Raw genomic sequence first — 15,717 nt, forward strand, 5'->3', positions numbered from 1 at the left:
GTCACACCTCCACCGGCTCGTGCTCGCGCCGATACGCGTCGACCCAGTCGACCGACACCTTGTGCAGGTGGCGGACCAGGATCTCCTGGTCGTTGAGCGGATATTCGTCGACGGTGGGTTCGTCCAGGCCGTACTCGAGGGCGGCCTGCGTGCCGCCGAGCATGCCCGCGTCCTGCAGCGCGAACTCCTTGAGCACCACCGAGGCGACTTCGTGCTCGACCCGCTCGCGCACCGTGGCAGCGGGGTGAAAGGCGTTGTAGGCCTCGAACCGGTGGGTGTTGTGCGAGGTCGGCCAGTACCGGTAGAGCAGGTACCAGCCGTGGTAGATCAGGATCTCCAGGTTGGGGAAGATCTGGAAGTTCGTGATACCCCACGGCTCGATGTCACCGGGATTCAGCCCGGCGGACTGATGGGTCTCCGGCGTGCGCCACGGTCCCACCAACCCGCTGCGCGTTGCACGCTCGACGGGATACATGAACTCCGGGGCGAGCAGCCACCGCCGGGTACCCGCGGTGGACACCAGGCGGTGCGGCCCATCGATCTGAAAGTGCCCGCACTCGAACGTCGCATCGGGCTGACGCACCTCGGTCGGAATCTGCTGGCTGTGCAGCGACGGCACGTGGTAGTACTCCTGGAAGGCGTCCGCGAAGACCTTCCAGTTGCTGTTGTTGTGCGCGACGAAGTCGTAGCGCTCCGTCATCAGCTCGAACGGATAGTCGTCGAGTGCGGTGACCATCGGGCCGAGGAACTCTCGCAGCGACTGGCGCGGCTCGGGATCGAAGTTGATGAAGACGAAGCCGTTCCACACGTCGCACGCGACCGGCGCGAGCCCGTATCGACTCCGGTCGAGGTCGAAGAACTCCCCCGGCTGCTGAACGAAGGTCAGCTCACCGCCGAGGCCGTATCGCCAGCCGTGGTACTTGCAGGTGAATTGCCTGCACGTGCCCTTGGTCTCCTCATTCGGGAAGTCGTTCCACACCAGCTTGTTCCCGCGATGCCGGCAGATGTTGTGGAACGCGCGAATCTGGCCGTCGCGATCCTTCACCACGATCACCGAGGACTTCGCGACCTCGATCTCCTTGGTGAGGTAACTACCCGTCCGCGGCAGCTCCTCGACGCGCGCGACGTTCAGCCACGCGCGCTTGAAGACGGCCTCGCGTTCGAGTTCGTAGAACTCGGGCGAGGTCGAGTCGCGGAACGACACCGGACCGGTACCGAGTTCCGGATAGTGCTCGGTCCAGCTGCCCTCGCTGGGCTTGGGCCACTTACGCATCTGACATCCCCTGCCTCTCGACGTCTTCCGTCATCACATCACCGAACCGCCGTTGACACCGAGGGTCTGGCCGGTGATGAACCCGGCCTGCTCCGAGCACAGGAAGCCGACGGCCGCTGCGATGTCGTCACCCGTGCCCAGGTGGCCCAGCGGGATGCTCGCGGCCATCTGCTCGTTGGGAGGCAGATTGCCGGTCGCCTGCCCGTGGTGCTGCATGGGCGTCTCGATGCCCGACGGCGGAATGTTGTTGACGGTGATGCCATTCGGACCGTACTCGCGGGCCAACGACTTGGTGAGTGAGATGAGCGCCCCCTTGGACGCGGCGTAGTGGGCCATGCCCGGGGACCCGCGCTGGGCGCTGGACGACGAGATCATCACGATGCGTCCCCAGGCGGCGTCGATCATGTCGGGCAGGGCCGCTTGCGCGCAGAAGAAGGTGCCCGTCAGGTTCACGTCGATGACCCGTTGCCACGCCTGCGGCGTCAGGTCCACCGAGGGTGACCAGCCCACGATTCCCGCGCTGGTCACCAACACGTGCACCGGTCCGAGTCCGGACCGCACGGTGGCGAAGGCCTCGTTCACGGCCGCGTGATCGCTGACGTCGGCCGCCACCGCGAGCGCGGTCACGCCATCGGCCCGCAAGTCGTCGACGACGCGCTGCGCGGCACTCTCGTCCAGGTCCAGCACCGCAACCGCATGGCCCCGTCGGCCCAGCTCGTGACAGGTGGCCTCGCCCATTCCGGACGCACCGCCGGTCACCACCGCGACGCGGCTCCGTGACTCATGGGGCGCAGCACCGTTACTCATAGGTCATCCGAACCCTTCGGCTGGTGGGCAGCGACTGACACGTCAGCACCCAGCCCTCGTCCACTTCGTCGTCGTCCAGCGCGTCGTTGTTGAGCATGTGGGCGCTGCCCTCGACGATGCGGGCCATGCAGGTTCCGCACGAACCCGTTTCGCACGATGCCGGCGCCCGCAGGCCGGCCGCCCGGGCCGTCTGCAGCAGGGTGTCGCCCCGCCGATACGACGCCACGACCTTCTTCCGGTCGAGTTCGATCAGCACGTCCTCGGTGACCGAGGACAGGTCGATCGCGGACGGCTCCGGCGCGACGACCGTGAAGCGTTCGAGGTGCAGTCGCGATTCCTTCACCCCTGCCGCCAGAAGGCTTGCCTCGACGGCGTCCATGAACGGGCCGGGCCCACACACGTAGTAGTGCGCATTTCCCGCGGGTTCGATGAAGGCCTGGACCGCGGCGGCGGTGATGACACCGTCGTCCTCGTCGAAGTGCCTGTGCACCACCACCCGGTCGCCGTGCTCGCCGACCAGCCGGTCGAGCGAATCGTCGAAGATCACCGATCCCCTGGCGCGGTTGGCGTAGAAGAGCCGGACCCGACGGTCCGGGTCGTCGACCGCCGCACGTGCGAGCGACATGATCGGGGTGATTCCGCTACCCCCGGCGAACGCCACCAATTCGGTTGCTCCGCTGAGGTCCCCGCGCAGCACGAACCGTCCCTCCGGGGGCGCGACGTGCACCTCGTCGCCCTCGGCGGCGGTGTCGTTGATCCAGTTGGACACCACGCCGCCGGGATCGCGCTTCACCGTGATGCGCAGTTCGTCCTCGACCGGCGCCGACGACATCGAATAGCACCGCCGGAGGTCCCGTCCGCCGACGGTGACCCGAAGCGTGAGGAACTGGCCTGCCTGGTAACGGAATCGACGCGAACAGTGCTCGGGCACGTCCAGCACCAGGGATACCGCGTCCGCCGTCTCGCGCACCACGCGGGCGATGCGCAGCGCCGCGAACCCGTCCACTTCGGTGCCTTCGGCCATGATGACTCGACATTATCAAGTACTTGTCATTCATGGCAAGCGAATCAGCCCCCGTGCGGGATCATTCGGGTCCGATGTGATCGTGGTGCAGTTCGTGGCCGGTGCCCTGCTCGATGATCCGTCCCAGCAGCTCTCGGAGCGTGGCCTGCTCGGCGTCGCTGAGTACGCCGAATACCTTGTCCTGCGCGGTGATCGCGTCACTGACGACGGCTTCGGCGACCTGTCGTCCGTGGTCGGTGAGGAACGCCTGGAGGATGCGGCCGTGCTGCGGATCCTGCTTGCGTTCCACGAGTTCACGGCGCTCGAGTTCCTTGAGACCGAGTTGCACCCCCTGCGGGCTGATCAGCATGCGCCGGGCGAGTTCGGCTCCGGACAAGCCGGGCTCGGAGGCGAGTTGTCGCAGCATGCCGATCTGCGCGGTGCTGACGCCGTGCTCGCTCACGGACTCGTTCACCGAGGTCAGCGAGAAGTACCAGGCCTGCTTGAGCAGCCAGAGGATGTTGTCCTTCTGTTCCATGCCCGCTTCTCCCCATACGACGTCAGTTCTTGTAGACCACGCCATTCTTCATCACGAACCGCACGTCCAGTGTGTTCGCGATGTCAACCGATGGGTCACCGGGTACGGCGATGACGTCGGCGAGGTAACCCGCAGCCAACTTGCCGAGTTCGTGGTCGGCAGCGATCAGTTCGGCGCTGGTGACGGTGGCCGCCCGTAGCGCCTGCATGGGCGTCATGCCGCGCCGGACCAACGCGACGATCTCCTTCGCGTTGTCGCCGTGCGGGATCGCCGGCGCGTCGGTACCGCAGGCGATGCGAACACCGGCGGCGATCGCCTTGGGCAGCATCGCCTGCGCCTGCGGAAAGACCACCTCGGCCTTCTTACGCAACTCGGGTGCGATGCGGTCGATCGCCATCGCCTCGGTGAGATAGGTGGTCGACACCAGGAACGTGCCCGTGTCCGCCATCAACTTGATCGTGTCGTCCGAGGCCAGGAAGCCGTGCTCGATGCAGTCGATGCCCGCCCTGATGCACGCCCTGATCGAACTGTCGCCCACCGCATGTGCGGCGACGCGCACGCCGGCGCGGTGTGCCTCGTCGGCGATCGCGGCGAATTCGTCGTCCGAGTACTGCTGCGCACCGGGCGCGGTGCTGTGCGACATCACGCCGCCCGAGGCCGACACCTTGATGAGCTTGGCGCCGTGCCGGACCTGGTAGCGCACACACGCGCGGACCTCGTCGACGCCGTTGGCGATGCCCTCCGCGACCGACAGGGGCATGATCCCGGGCGCGAGCCGCTGGAAGACCGTGGGATCCAGGTGTCCGCCGTACGGGGTGACCGCATGGCCGGCGGGGTAGATCCGCGGCCCGACGTGCCACCCCTGATCGACGGCCCGCATGAGCGCGACGTCGAGTAGATAGCCACCGGTCTTCACCATCAGTCCGAGGTTGCGGACGGTGGTGAAGCCGGCCTCCAGCGTCGAGCGCGCGTTGACCGCACCTCGCAGCGTCCGGTAGGCCGGATCGTCCTGCACGCCGTGCATGGGGCTGGGCAGCCCCTCCGGTCCGCCGGGGCCGCCGATCAACAGGTTCAATTCCATGTCCATCAGACCGGGCAGCAGCGTGACGTCGCCGAGGTCGATGACCGCGTCCGGGTTCTCCGGAAGTACGTCGGGATCGACCGCCGATATCCGGTCGTCCTCGACGACGAGCACGGCAGGCGATCGAACCCGACCCGCCTCCACGTCCACCCACCGGGCGGCACGCAGGACCGTCGTGGTCACGGGACGGGCTCGGAGTCGCAGTCCAGGGACGTGGCGCCCGAGTCGGGCACGCGTGGCTGCTTCCAGCACTCCACCGGGAACGACACCATGATCATCGAGTACAGCAGGTGCATCAGGTTCAGCACGTCCTCGGGCAGGTCGTCGAGGGGGAACTTGTCGCAGTAGGAGATCGCCTCCTCCGCGCGCGGCGTCACCGCGTCGTAGAACGCCTGCATGTCGCGCATCGTGCTGCCGAGTCGCTTGGCGTACCGCTCCTTCTCGGAGCCCAGGCACCATTCGGCGAAGGGCTCCAGGTCCGCGAACTCCGTGGGCAGCATGCTCGTCGTCGCCGTCGTCACGTCACACCTCCGCGGTCTTGCCGAGGTAGTCCTCGACCCAGGCGGCCGTCTCCTGGTGCAGGTGCCGGATCAGCACCTCCTGATCGCACAGCACGAAGTCGTCGAGCACGCGCGACTCGATCATGCTCTGCGTGGCCTCGAGGGTGTTCGCATCCTGCAACCCGTATTCCTTGAACGAGACCGCCGCCAACTCCTGCGCGATGCGCTCCCGTGGGGTGCGGGGTTCCGGAAAGTAGACCGTCCCCTCGAACACGTGGGTGTTGTAGGACGTCGGCCAGTAGTGATAGGTCAGGTACCAGCCCTGGCCCCAGAACAGGATGACGAAGTTCGGGAACAACTGGAACGAATCCAGGCCCCACGGATCGCATTTGGCGGGATTCAAGCCCACGGGCATCTCCCCGATGTCCGGATTCTCCCACGGCCCGAACAGACCACTTCGGCAGATGTCCTCGATCGGCTTGCGCATCTCTTCGGCCATCTCCCAGGCGCGGACACCGGAGGTGCTGACCAGCCGGTGTGGGCCCTCGATGCGGTAGTGCGGCGCCTCGAATCCCGCCTCCGCGGCCGCCCTCGAGTAGGCCGTCGGCGACTGGTTCGCATGCAGTACGGGCGCGTGATAGAACTCCTGGAAGGCGTCCATGTAGAGCTTCCAGTTGGCCTTGACCTCGGACTGGTAGTGCCACCGCGACGTCATCTGCCCGAACGGGTAGCCCTCCAGATTCGTGATCATGGGGCCGAGGAAGTCGCGCAGCGTCTGCTCGGGTTCCGGCGCGAAGTTGACGAAGATGAAGCCCTCCCACACCTCGCAGTGCACGCCGACCAGGCCGTACTGACTCTTGTCCAGGTCGAAGAACTCTCCCTCCTGCTGCACGAAGGTCAAGTTGCCGTCCAGGTCGTAGCGCCACGCGTGGTACTTGCAGGTGAACTGCCGACACACACCGCTGGTCTCCTCCAGCGGCATGTCGTTCCACACCAGCTTGTTGCCGCGATGTCTGCAGATGTTGTGGTACGCCTTGATCTCGCCGGTGCCGGTGCCGGACCCGGTGCGCACCACGATGATCGACGTGTTGGCCACCTTGAGTTCGCGGGTGAAGTAGCTCCCCTTCCGCGGGATCCGTTCCACGCGACCGACGTTCAGCCAGGCACGCTTGAACACCGCCCGACGTTCGATCTCGTAGTGCTCGGGGTCGATGGAGTCCTCGTAGGACACCGGAGCGGTGCCCAGCTGCGGATAGTGCTCGGTCCAGCTGCCCTCCGCCGGTTTCGGGAAGCGAGGCATGGCCATCTCCTGTCGACTCGGGCTGCACGTCCTCGTGCAGGGTCTACGTCAGACCGATGCGCAATCAGCAATGCCAGCGGGCATTTCGAGCATCGGCGTGAACCCGCGCCGACGACGGTATATGCTCCGAACATCAATGACAAGTAGTTGATAATCCGCACCGTGGCACGAAGGGAATCGTCGGTTGCATCAGGACAGGCTCTTCATCGGCGGCACGTGGGTGGTACCCGATACCGATGCCCACATCGAGGTGACGTCACCGTCCACCGAGACCCCCGTGGGGCGGGTGGCCGCCGCGGCCCCGGCGGACGTCGATGCCGCGGTGGCCGCCGCCCGGACCGCCTTCGACGACGGGCCGTGGCCGAGACTGGACCCGGGAGAGCGCATCGCCGCCGTCCGCCGGCTGGCCACGGTCTACGGCGAACGTCGCACGGAGATGGCCGAATTCATCACCACCGAACTGGGCGCCCCGATCGGCTTCGCCCGGCGCGCGCAGGTCGCCCTGCCATGGAGCATGATCACCGCGTTCTGCGACCTGGCCGAAACCTACCCGTGGCAGGAGGTACGCCCGGGGCGGTACGGCTCCGACGTCCACGTTCATCGCGAGCCCGTCGGCGTCGCCGCGGCCGTCGTGCCGTGGAACATGCCGCAGTTCCTGATCATCACCAAATTGGTGCCCGCACTGTTGGCCGGATGCTCGGTGATCGTGAAGCCCGCCCCGGAGACGCCGTTCGACGCACTGCTCCTGGCGGATCTCCTCGCCGAGGCGGATCTGCCGCCCGGGGTGGTCAGCGTGCTTCCCGGCGGTCGCGAACTCAGCGAATACCTGGTGAATCACCCCGGGGTGGACAAGGTGTCGTTCACGGGGTCGACCGACGCGGGCAGGGCCGTCGCCGCGGCGTGCGCCGTCGACCTCCGCCGCGTCAGCCTCGAACTGGGCGGCAAGTCCGCGGCCATCGTCCTCGACGACGCGGACCCCGCGACCGTGGCGACCGGCATCCGGTCGGCCAGCCTGTCGAACGCTGGACAGATCTGCAACGCCCTGACGCGGGTGCTGGTGCCCGCCGGTCGGGCCGACGAGTTCGTCGACGCGCTCGCGGCGGAAGTCGGCGGCCTCACCGTCGGCGATCCCTGGGACGAGGCGACACAGGTCGGTCCGCTCGTCGCACGGCGCCAGCAGGCACGGGTCCGCGAGTACATCGACGTCGGCCTTCGCGAAGGCGCACGCCTGGTGGTGGGCGGCACCGAGATGCCCGACGGCGTCGACCGCGGATGGTACGTCCGTCCGACGCTGTTCGCGGACGCCGACAACTCCATGCGCATCGCCCGCGAGGAGATCTTCGGACCGGTGCTCACCGTCATCCCGTACGCGGACGAGGACGACGCCGTGGCCATCGCCAACGACTCCGACTACGGCCTGGCGGGCTCGGTGTTCACCGCCGACATCGACCGCGGACTCGTTGTCGCGCAACGCATCCGCACCGGTACGTTCGGCGTGAACCAGGGCTACACCATGGATCCCTTTGCACCGTTCGGCGGCGTGAAGTCCAGCGGCTACGGCCGAGAACTCGGCCGCGAGGGCATCGACGGGTACACCGACACCAAGTCGATCGCGGTGGCGCCCCGCTGACTCCGGGCCGTCGACGGTCGGCGAGTCAGTCGGGCAGCGTGATCGCCGACAGGTACATCTCCACCATCGGCCTGAACAGGTCCACGTCGTCGAGTTGACTTCCGAGGACGACCGAGTCACTGGTGGCGACCAGCGCCCGCGCGAAGGTCAGTGGTGGTATCCGCAGACTGCCTCCCATCGCCGCGATGCCGTCGACGATGAACGTCGCCAAGGCCTCGACGACTTCGGAGCGCTTGGCGGCCACGCGTTCCCGCGCCTCCGGGTTGCGGACCAGATACAACGTGAACTCGAGTCCCAGTGCGGCATGCTCGGCGCCGCGATCGATGCTCAACTGGCGCCAGCGCTCGGCGATCTCGTCCAATTCGCGTCCACCGACGCGGTTCGAACCCGACAGCACCTCGGCGAAGTTGTCGAAATAGCGCCGCCAGTAGCGATCGCTGACCGCCAGGAACAGCTCTTCCTTGGTCGCGAAGTGCTTGTAGATGGCGCCCTTGGTGTAGCCGGCGGCGTGCGCGATGTCATCCAGCGTGGCTGGGGTGAAACCCCTTTCGGCGAAGACGTCCTCGGCGGCGTCGAGCAACAGCGCGCGGGTGTGTTCGAGCCGCCGCTCGCGGGTCCACCGCTCCACCATGGCGAAAGTCTGTCACAGATTCTGAGATACCCGTTGGCAGCCGAGATACTCATGAGTATATTCAGTCCCGTTAGGACGCCCACGAGCCGGTTTCGCGGCGGGCGTCCGCCTCCAGGATCACCGAGGGGAATCGGATCATGAGTCAGCTGCGCAAGAAGTCCGCCGTCACCGAATCGGCAGGCGCGACAAGCGGCCTGGGCATCGAGAAGTCGCCGTCGTCGGGTGCCTACAAGGCCTGGGCGACGGTCGGCGCCGTGTTCCTGGCGTACACGGTCTACGTGTTCGTCCGGTGGGTCAGCGGCCCCTTCTTCGAACCGGTCGATGGTGGACCGAGCGAGCCGCCGATGTACATGCAGATCCCGCTGATCGCCAACGCCGTCATCCTGTGGATCGGCCTGCCGTTCGCACTGTGGTTCTTCCTCGTCCGGCCGTGGCTGCGGGAGAAGCGCATCACGCTCGACGGCATGCTGCTGGTGTCGATGGGCCTGATGATGTTCCAGGATCCGATGCTGAACTACTACAGCACCTGGTGCACCTACAACGCGTGGCTGTGGAACCGCGGGTCGTGGGCGCCGCACATCCCGGGCTGGGTGGCCCACGAGGAACCGGGTCACACCGTGCCGGAACCGCTGCTGACCAACATCCCCGGCTACATGTACGGCGTCCTCCTCATCACCATCGTCGGGTGCTGGCTCATGCGCAGGATCAAGAACCGTTGGCCCACGATCAGCAATCTGCGACTGGTGCTGGTCACGTATGCGATCGCCTTCGTGTTCGACTTCGTCATGGAGGCGTTGGTCATGCTGCCGATCGGCTTCTACTCCTACCCCGGCGCCATCCAGTCCCTGTCGTTCAACGCCGGCACGTACTACCAGTGGCCGATCTACGAGGGCCTGATGTGGGGTGGCGTCCAGGCGGCGCTGTGCTGCCTGCGCTTCTTCACCGACGACCGCGGACGGACCGTGGTCGAGCGAGGCCTGGACCGGGTGCGCGGCGGGGCCGTCAAGCAGCAGTTCGTCCGCTTCCTCGCGATCTTCGGCGGTGTGAGCGCCTGCTTCTTCCTCTTCTACAACGTGCCCGCGACCTGGCTCGGGATGCACGGCGACCCGTGGCCGGCTGACGTGCAGGAGCGCTCGTACTTCAACCCAGGCATCTGCGGCGAGGGAACCGACCGACCGTGCCCGGATCCCGTTCTGCCACTCCCGACCAAGCACTCGGGCTTCGTCGACCACGACGGTGAACTGGTGCTGCCAGACGGGGCGAGCGTGCCACCGGTGGTCCCGATCCAACGCCCGGGCAGCGATGACGGGCAGTAGCACCGGACCGGGTTCGCCGGCACCCTTCTACCGCACCGTGAGCAGGGAGGTCGAGACCTTCCGGGCGGCGGCGCGGCGGGGGTCACCGGTACTGCTCAAGGGGCCCACCGGGTGCGGTAAGACGCGCTTCGTCGAGGCCATGGCCCACGAACTCGGACGCGACCTGATCACCGTGGCCGGCCACGAGGACATGACCTCGGCCGACCTCGTCGGCCGTTTCCTGCTCAAGGGCGGCGAGACACTCTGGGCCGACGGTCCGCTGACCCGGGCCGTGCGGGAGGGCGCCATCTGCTATCTCGACGAGATCGTCGAAGCCCGCCAGGACACGACGGTCGTCATCCACCCGCTCGCAGACCACCGCCGTGAACTCCCGATGGACAGGTTGGGCACGACTCTGTCTGCGGCGCCGGGCTTTCAGCTCGTGGTCTCCTACAACCCCGGCTATCAGAGCATCCTCAAGAACCTCAAGGAGTCGACGCGTCAGCGGTTCATCGCGATCACGCTCGGCTTCCCCACCGCCGACGTCGAGACCGACGTGGTGGCCCACGAGGCCGGCATACCCGAGCCGACCGCGAGATCGCTGGTCGCGCTGGGCGCTGCCATCCGCGACCTGGACGGGTCGGCACTCAACGAGGTCGCATCGACGCGCATGCTGATCCTCGCGGGCGGCCTCGTCGCCGAGGGACTCGCCCTGCGGGACGCGGTCCAGTCCGCCGTCGTGGAGGTGCTGTCCGACGACGACGACGTGATCCGCGCCCTCGGCGAGCTGGCCGATGCGGTCCTGCCACGACCGTGAACTCCGATCCCGCTGCGCCGGAACGGCTTCGATTCCTCGCGAGCTTTCTCGCGGGGCGGCATCTGGACGTCGCGGCAGCGGCGGTCGGTCAGGCCGCCCACACCGACGGACGGGTGGTGTTCGTCTCGGCGGACCACACCATCGATCACCAGCGTCACGAGGTCCTGGTGCAGAGCGCCCTGCTGGGCGCGGGCAGCTTCGATCGTCAGCACGTGCGGCACCTGCGGGGACGGCCGTCGGTGGCGCGACGCTATCTGACACTGGAGGGCCACCGCGTGCTGGCCGAACTCGCGCAGCGGATCCCCCTGGCAGCCGCTGCGTGTCGGACGGCCGCCCGATCCTCGAGCGCCGAGGAGTCCCTCGACATCGCCGGGGGCAGAACGGCGATCGCCGCCGCGCCGGACTGGTTCGGCACGATCCGCCCGTCGATGTTGATGCGTGCACCGACGCCCACGAACTCCGCCGCCGGCGACGGAGGCCTCGCGCTGACGTTCGACCCCGCCGACGCAGCCGAGACGGACGACGGCGACGAGGACGACGAACCGTCCGAGAAGAGCCGCATCCTGCGACTCTTCGAACTCCCGGTCGGTGCGCAGGCACCGGCGCGATTCCTGCGCGCACTGTTCGGCAGCTCCCGCGCCCAGGGAGGCGACGGCGCCGGCGGCGAGTCGGGGCTCGGCTCGATCCGTCGCTCGTCGACGACCAGCGGGGCCGCACGGCCGTCGCCCACCCCCATCGTGTTCACCGGTGACGGGCGGGCCGGCAGCGCCGTCGGGGTCGGCGGCGCCCGCTACCCGGAGTGGGACGTGTACGGCAGCCGCTACCGCGAGGATTGGTGCCGGGTCGTCGACTTCCCGATCGTCACCGGTGCGGACGTCCCGTGTGCCGGCGTGCCCCGCGACGCGGTGCTGCGGCAGAGACTCTCGCGGGTGGGTCTCGGCCTCAGGGCATTGCGTGCCCGGCCCGACGGGGACGATCTGGACACCGAGGCGCTGATAGACCTCTTCGTGGATCTGAGATCGGGACACTCCCCCGACGAGCACGTCTACACGGAACGCCGCAAGATCGCCCGGAATCTGGGCGTGCTCATACTTCTCGACGCATCGGGATCGGCGACCGACGCCCACCCCGAGGGTCTCGCCGTCCACGAACATCAACGCCGCGCCGCAGCCACGCTCGCCGCGACACTCGACGAACTCGGCGACCGCGTCGCGGTGTACGGGTTCCGCTCGCACGGCCGCGACGCGGTGCATCTGCCCACCGTCAAGACGTTCGGGCAGCGCTTCGGAGCGCAGAGCCGGGCCCGCCTCGATCGACTACGACCGGCGGGATACACGCGCCTGGGTGCGGGCATCCGCGGCGCGGCCGCAATCCTGCAGCGCGACTCCGGAACCCCCAATCGACTCCTGCTCGTACTCTCGGACGGTCATCCCTACGACGACGGCTACGAGGGTCGGTATGCAGAGGCCGACGTCCGCATGGCCCTCGAGGAACTTCGGGCAGACGGCATGGGATGCCTGTGTCTGTCGATCGGCGCCGCCACCGATGGAGATTCGCTGCGACGAGTCTTCGGCCCGGCGAGTCATGCCCACGCCGCCACGCTCGCCGAACTCAGCCCGCGGATGGATGAACTCTTCCTGTCGTCACTGCACGAACTCGCCGCGCCTCGTGGGCGACGCTGACAGCTCGAGCCATACGGTTCCCCAGACGGGGTGCCGTCGATATGCTGCCAAGTGGCAAGTAGGTGAGATTGCCATTCTCAACCGCAAAGGTGGACGTCGATGACGACGGTGGAGCAGCCCGAGACGAACTTCGCCCGACCGGTCGCACCGCACCGCGGGCGCATCTACCTGTACACCGGCCTGTTCACCTTCGCGGTCTTCCTGTTGATGACGATCGGCGTCCAGATCGATCTCATCCCCCCGACGTTCACCACCGACGTGATCGTCAACCTGATCTTCGGCGTTCCGGTACTGCTACTCCCCCTGGTGATCCTGTGGGACGCACCCGGCGAGCGGCGGACCCGCCTGGACAGGGCGGCCGAACTGACGCTCTTCTACCTGCCGTACACGGCGGGCAGCCAGATCGGCTACGAGCTGATGTTCCTCATCGGGCACCCGCTCGGCCTCTGGGCGCCGACGACCGATCCCGGCTGGAAGTGGCTGTGGTGGCAGTACGGATTGGCCGACACCCGGTACGTCAGCGGCAATCCGTGGATCTTCGCGCTGGAGATCGTCGGCGTGCTGACCGGCGCCACGGTGTTCGTCATGTGGACGCGATTGATCCGTCCGGAATTGCCGATCGAGTCGCGGATACGTTGCCTGTGGGTGACTTTCGCCGGTGTCGCGGTGCTGATGAGCAGCACCGCTGTCTACTTCCTCTCGGAGGTGGGAGCGGGATTCGCCGACATCGGCCAGGGCGCCTTCGGGCTCGGGTTCAAGTTCATCGCCGAGAACGTCCCGTTCATCGTCCTGCCGCCGTTGGTGCTGTACGCCACCTACCTGCAGATCGACCACCTGACCCGGCGGGCCGGCACGCGTGACGCGGCGCCGAGGCCACCCGTCGCCTAGCGCACCGCACTCACCGCCGGCGGGCGCGTACCTCGGACACGACGGCGGCGAACACGCTGACTCCCACCGCCGTCGCGAAGATCCCGAGCACCAGGTGGCGGACGCCGCCGCCGGCCGCATGGGCCCACAGCTGCAACCCACCCGCGGTCAGGGCGAGGAGACCGAACGCCAGTGCCGCCGCGCGCAGTGCCGTCGTCATGCCTCCCAGTCTGCCGCCGGTTGCCGACCGGAGAGTTAGTTGGACTCTGGTCAGCTTCGTGAAATCGGGTTATGGTCTCGGTGTGACCACGTCTCGGCGCGAACCCGGTGCTGACCGGGGTCAGCGCCGTGCGACGTTCCAGCGAGCCAAGTCGCACAAGACCAAGCGGATGCTGGTGCAGGCCGCGATGGCACTGTGGCGCACCAAGGGGTACTCCCACACCACGGTCGCGGAGATCTGCACGGCGGCCGGCGTGTCGAAGGCGCTGTTCTACTTCTACTTCCCCCGCAAGGAGGACGTGCTCTTCGAGGTCGGCGTCATGTCGACCCGGACGGCGCACCGCACCATCCACGCACTGCTCGACGGGGATTACGAGATCGACGCGGTGATCGCCGCCGCACTGCGGTCGTTCGAGACGTCGATGGCCCGCAATCCGCGCGAGCTGATCGTCGAGACCATTCTCGAGGGGTACCGCCACGAACACCGACTGCTCGCCGAGGGCGTCCGACTCGGCCAGGACACCGACATGTTCAGCGAACTCTTCACCCGCGCCGCGAGCGACGGCAAGCTGGGCACCGCGACCGACGCCGACGTGACCCACCTCGCCTATCTCGCCCAGACGATGGTCAGCGAAGGCGCACGGCACTGGGCCGCGGGCGCTTTCGGAACACGCTCGTTCACCGATGTCGTCACCGCGGACATCGTCACGCTCGTCGACGGCTACACGCGCCGTCGTTAGACCCCGACCACCGCCGAGGAGGCACCGTGTGGGACTTCGAGACCGACCCCGAGTACCAGGAACTGCTGGACTGGGCCGATGACTTCGTGCGCACCGAGATCGAGCCGCTCGACCTCATCTGGCCACACCTGCAGTTCACGCCGCTCGACGAGGCGAGACGCAGGGTCGTCGACCCGCTGAAGGAGCGGGTCCGCGAGAAGGGGCTCTGGGCAACGCATCTCGGTCCCGAACTGGGCGGTCAGGGCTACGGCCAGCTGAAGCTGGCGCTGCTCAACGAGATCCTGGGCCGCTCGCAGTGGGCGCCGATCGTGTTCGGCTGTCAGGCTCCCGACACCGGCAACGCGGAGATCATCGCGCACTACGGCACGCCCGACCAGAAGGACCGCTACCTGCGGCCGCTGCTCGAGGGCGAGCTGTTCTCCAGCTATTCGATGACCGAGCCGCAGGGCGGCGCCGACCCCACGCAGTTCACCACCCGCGCGGTCCGCGACGGCGACGACTGGGTGATCAACGGTTGGAAGTACTTCTCGTCCAATGCCAGTACCGCGTCGTTCCTGATCGTCATGGTCGTCACCAACCCCGACGTCAGCCCGTACCAGGGCATGTCGATGTTCCTGCTGCCGACCGACACCCCGGGCGTGCACATCGTGCGCAACAGCGGCCTCTACGGCGAGGCCGAGGGCGAAGGCAGCCACGCGCTGATCCACTACGAGGACGTGCGCGTACCCGACGCAGCGCTGCTGGGCGGTGAGGGGCAGGCCTTCGCGATCGCCCAGACACGCCTCGGAGGTGGTCGCATCCACCACGCGATGCGGACCATCGGGTTGGCGCAGAGGGCGATCGACATGATGTGCGAGCGAGCGCTGAGCCGGACGACCGCGGGCAGCCTGCTGTCCGACAAACAGGTGGTGCAGGGCTATGTCGCCGACTCCTACGCCCAACTCAAGCAGTTCCGCCTCCTGGTGCTCTACACCGCCTGGGAGATCGACGAATTCAACGACTACAAGCGGGTCCGCAAGGACATCGCGGCGGTCAAGGTCGTCATGCCGACGGTGCTGCACGACATCGCCTGGCGCGCCATGCAGGTACACGGCGCACTCGGGGTCACCAACGAGATGCCGTTCCTCGCCATGGTCACCGGCGCCGCGGTGATGGGACTGGCCGACGGTCCCACCGAGGTGCACAAGACGACCGTCGCCAAGCAGGTGCTGCGCGACTACCGTGCCACCGACGACGTGTGGCCCTCGGAGTGGCTGCCCCGCAAGCGCGACGAGGCCCGACAGCGCTTCGCGGAGTTCCTCGACCTCGCGGCGGCCGAACTGTGAGCGATCCGG

At 67.5% G+C, this 15,717-nt stretch carries 16 protein-coding genes; 7 read left to right on the top strand and 9 right to left on the bottom strand.

The features are described 5' to 3' along the window. Position 1: 1 nt before the first annotated feature. From AC1MEY_RS13685 to AC1MEY_RS13715, 7 genes are all read right to left on the bottom strand, one after another. Positions 2 to 1,273 carry an aromatic ring-hydroxylating oxygenase subunit alpha gene (locus AC1MEY_RS13685; RefSeq protein ID WP_480231132.1) on the bottom strand — a complete coding sequence of 424 codons (1,272 nt, stop codon included), beginning with the start codon at positions 1,271 to 1,273 and terminating at the stop codon, positions 2 to 4. Between the two features lie 33 nt (positions 1,274 to 1,306). After that, a complete protein-coding gene (locus tag AC1MEY_RS13690) occupies positions 1,307 to 2,080 on the bottom strand; it encodes an SDR family NAD(P)-dependent oxidoreductase (protein WP_480231133.1) in 774 nt (257 codons plus the stop codon). Next, complete coding sequence (locus AC1MEY_RS13695; protein WP_480231134.1) at positions 2,073 to 3,104, bottom strand: 2Fe-2S iron-sulfur cluster-binding protein; 1,032 nt, start codon at positions 3,102 to 3,104, stop codon at positions 2,073 to 2,075. The genes AC1MEY_RS13690 and AC1MEY_RS13695 overlap by 8 nt, the downstream gene beginning before the upstream one ends. A gap of 61 nt (positions 3,105 to 3,165) precedes the next feature. Further along, positions 3,166 to 3,621, bottom strand: coding sequence for a MarR family winged helix-turn-helix transcriptional regulator (locus AC1MEY_RS13700; protein ID WP_480231135.1), 456 nt, complete (start codon positions 3,619 to 3,621; stop codon positions 3,166 to 3,168). 22 nt (positions 3,622 to 3,643) lie between these two features. Beyond that, a complete protein-coding gene (locus tag AC1MEY_RS13705; RefSeq protein WP_480231136.1) occupies positions 3,644 to 4,885 on the bottom strand; it encodes a metal-dependent hydrolase family protein in 1,242 nt (413 codons plus the stop codon). Beyond that, positions 4,882 to 5,202 carry a hypothetical protein gene (locus tag AC1MEY_RS13710; RefSeq protein WP_480231470.1) on the bottom strand — a complete coding sequence of 107 codons (321 nt, stop codon included), beginning with the start codon at positions 5,200 to 5,202 and terminating at the stop codon, positions 4,882 to 4,884. Before AC1MEY_RS13710 ends, AC1MEY_RS13705 begins: the two co-directional genes overlap by 4 nt. Before the next feature lie 22 nt (positions 5,203 to 5,224). After that, positions 5,225 to 6,502: an aromatic ring-hydroxylating oxygenase subunit alpha gene (locus tag AC1MEY_RS13715; RefSeq protein WP_480231137.1), complete on the bottom strand. Its 1,278-nt coding sequence runs from the start codon at positions 6,500 to 6,502 to the stop codon at positions 5,225 to 5,227. 184 nt (positions 6,503 to 6,686) lie between these two features. Here AC1MEY_RS13715 and AC1MEY_RS13720 point away from each other — a divergent pair, with 184 nt between their 5' ends. Then, on the top strand, positions 6,687 to 8,132 hold the full coding sequence (locus AC1MEY_RS13720) for an aldehyde dehydrogenase (RefSeq protein ID WP_480231138.1): 1,446 nt from the start codon (positions 6,687 to 6,689) through the stop codon (positions 8,130 to 8,132). A 25-nt stretch (positions 8,133 to 8,157) separates the two neighbouring features. On the opposite strand, the gene AC1MEY_RS13725 is transcribed toward AC1MEY_RS13720, so the two are convergent. Next, entirely contained in the window at positions 8,158 to 8,763 is a 606-nt protein-coding gene (locus AC1MEY_RS13725) for a TetR/AcrR family transcriptional regulator (RefSeq protein WP_480231139.1), read from the bottom strand. Positions 8,764 to 8,900: 137 nt separating this feature from the next. On the opposite strand from AC1MEY_RS13725, the gene AC1MEY_RS13730 reads away from it, so the two are divergent. From AC1MEY_RS13730 to AC1MEY_RS13745, 4 genes are all read left to right on the top strand, one after another. Beyond that, positions 8,901 to 10,079 (top strand): spirocyclase AveC family protein, encoded by a 1,179-nt coding sequence (locus tag AC1MEY_RS13730; RefSeq protein WP_480231140.1) that lies wholly within the window; start codon positions 8,901 to 8,903, stop codon positions 10,077 to 10,079. Then, positions 10,066 to 10,875, top strand: coding sequence for an AAA family ATPase (locus AC1MEY_RS13735; protein WP_480231141.1), 810 nt, complete (start codon positions 10,066 to 10,068; stop codon positions 10,873 to 10,875). Before AC1MEY_RS13730 ends, AC1MEY_RS13735 begins: the two co-directional genes overlap by 14 nt. After that, a complete protein-coding gene (locus tag AC1MEY_RS13740) occupies positions 10,872 to 12,557 on the top strand; it encodes a nitric oxide reductase activation protein NorD (protein ID WP_480231142.1) in 1,686 nt (561 codons plus the stop codon). Before AC1MEY_RS13735 ends, AC1MEY_RS13740 begins: the two co-directional genes overlap by 4 nt. A gap of 99 nt (positions 12,558 to 12,656) precedes the next feature. Further along, positions 12,657 to 13,445: an emopamil-binding protein gene (locus AC1MEY_RS13745; RefSeq protein WP_480231143.1), complete on the top strand. Its 789-nt coding sequence runs from the start codon at positions 12,657 to 12,659 to the stop codon at positions 13,443 to 13,445. Between the two features lie 10 nt (positions 13,446 to 13,455). Here AC1MEY_RS13745 and AC1MEY_RS13750 read toward each other — a convergent pair whose 3' ends face one another. Further along, on the bottom strand, positions 13,456 to 13,644 hold the full coding sequence (locus tag AC1MEY_RS13750; RefSeq protein ID WP_480231144.1) for a hypothetical protein: 189 nt from the start codon (positions 13,642 to 13,644) through the stop codon (positions 13,456 to 13,458). A 169-nt stretch (positions 13,645 to 13,813) separates the two neighbouring features. On the opposite strand from AC1MEY_RS13750, the gene AC1MEY_RS13755 reads away from it, so the two are divergent. Continuing rightward, positions 13,814 to 14,383, top strand: coding sequence for a TetR/AcrR family transcriptional regulator (locus AC1MEY_RS13755; protein ID WP_480231471.1), 570 nt, complete (start codon positions 13,814 to 13,816; stop codon positions 14,381 to 14,383). A gap of 26 nt (positions 14,384 to 14,409) precedes the next feature. Further along, positions 14,410 to 15,708, top strand: a complete 1,299-nt coding sequence (locus AC1MEY_RS13760) for an acyl-CoA dehydrogenase family protein (RefSeq protein WP_480231145.1) — start codon at positions 14,410 to 14,412, stop codon at positions 15,706 to 15,708. The last annotated feature ends 9 nt before the right edge of the window (positions 15,709 to 15,717 follow it).

Source organism: Mycobacterium sp. PTI7 (assembly GCF_056679845.1).

Excerpts from the sequence above, each read along its gene's own strand:
- AC1MEY_RS13685 (WP_480231132.1), bottom strand. The coding sequence starts at position 1,273 with ATGCGTAAGTGGCCCAAGCCCAGCGAGGGCAGCTGGACCGAGCACTAT.
- AC1MEY_RS13690 (WP_480231133.1), bottom strand. The coding sequence starts at position 2,080 with ATGAGTAACGGTGCTGCGCCCCATGAGTCACGGAGCCGCGTCGCGGTG.
- AC1MEY_RS13695 (WP_480231134.1), bottom strand. The coding sequence starts at position 3,104 with ATGGCCGAAGGCACCGAAGTGGACGGGTTCGCGGCGCTGCGCATCGCC.
- AC1MEY_RS13700 (WP_480231135.1), bottom strand. The coding sequence starts at position 3,621 with ATGGAACAGAAGGACAACATCCTCTGGCTGCTCAAGCAGGCCTGGTAC.
- AC1MEY_RS13710 (WP_480231470.1), bottom strand. The coding sequence starts at position 5,202 with ATGCTGCCCACGGAGTTCGCGGACCTGGAGCCCTTCGCCGAATGGTGC.
- AC1MEY_RS13715 (WP_480231137.1), bottom strand. The coding sequence starts at position 6,502 with ATGCCTCGCTTCCCGAAACCGGCGGAGGGCAGCTGGACCGAGCACTAT.
- AC1MEY_RS13725 (WP_480231139.1), bottom strand. The coding sequence starts at position 8,763 with ATGGTGGAGCGGTGGACCCGCGAGCGGCGGCTCGAACACACCCGCGCG.
- AC1MEY_RS13730 (WP_480231140.1), top strand. The coding sequence starts at position 8,901 with ATGAGTCAGCTGCGCAAGAAGTCCGCCGTCACCGAATCGGCAGGCGCG.
- AC1MEY_RS13735 (WP_480231141.1), top strand. The coding sequence starts at position 10,066 with ATGACGGGCAGTAGCACCGGACCGGGTTCGCCGGCACCCTTCTACCGC.
- AC1MEY_RS13745 (WP_480231143.1), top strand. The coding sequence starts at position 12,657 with ATGACGACGGTGGAGCAGCCCGAGACGAACTTCGCCCGACCGGTCGCA.
- AC1MEY_RS13750 (WP_480231144.1), bottom strand. The coding sequence starts at position 13,644 with ATGACGACGGCACTGCGCGCGGCGGCACTGGCGTTCGGTCTCCTCGCC.
- AC1MEY_RS13755 (WP_480231471.1), top strand. The coding sequence starts at position 13,814 with ATGCTGGTGCAGGCCGCGATGGCACTGTGGCGCACCAAGGGGTACTCC.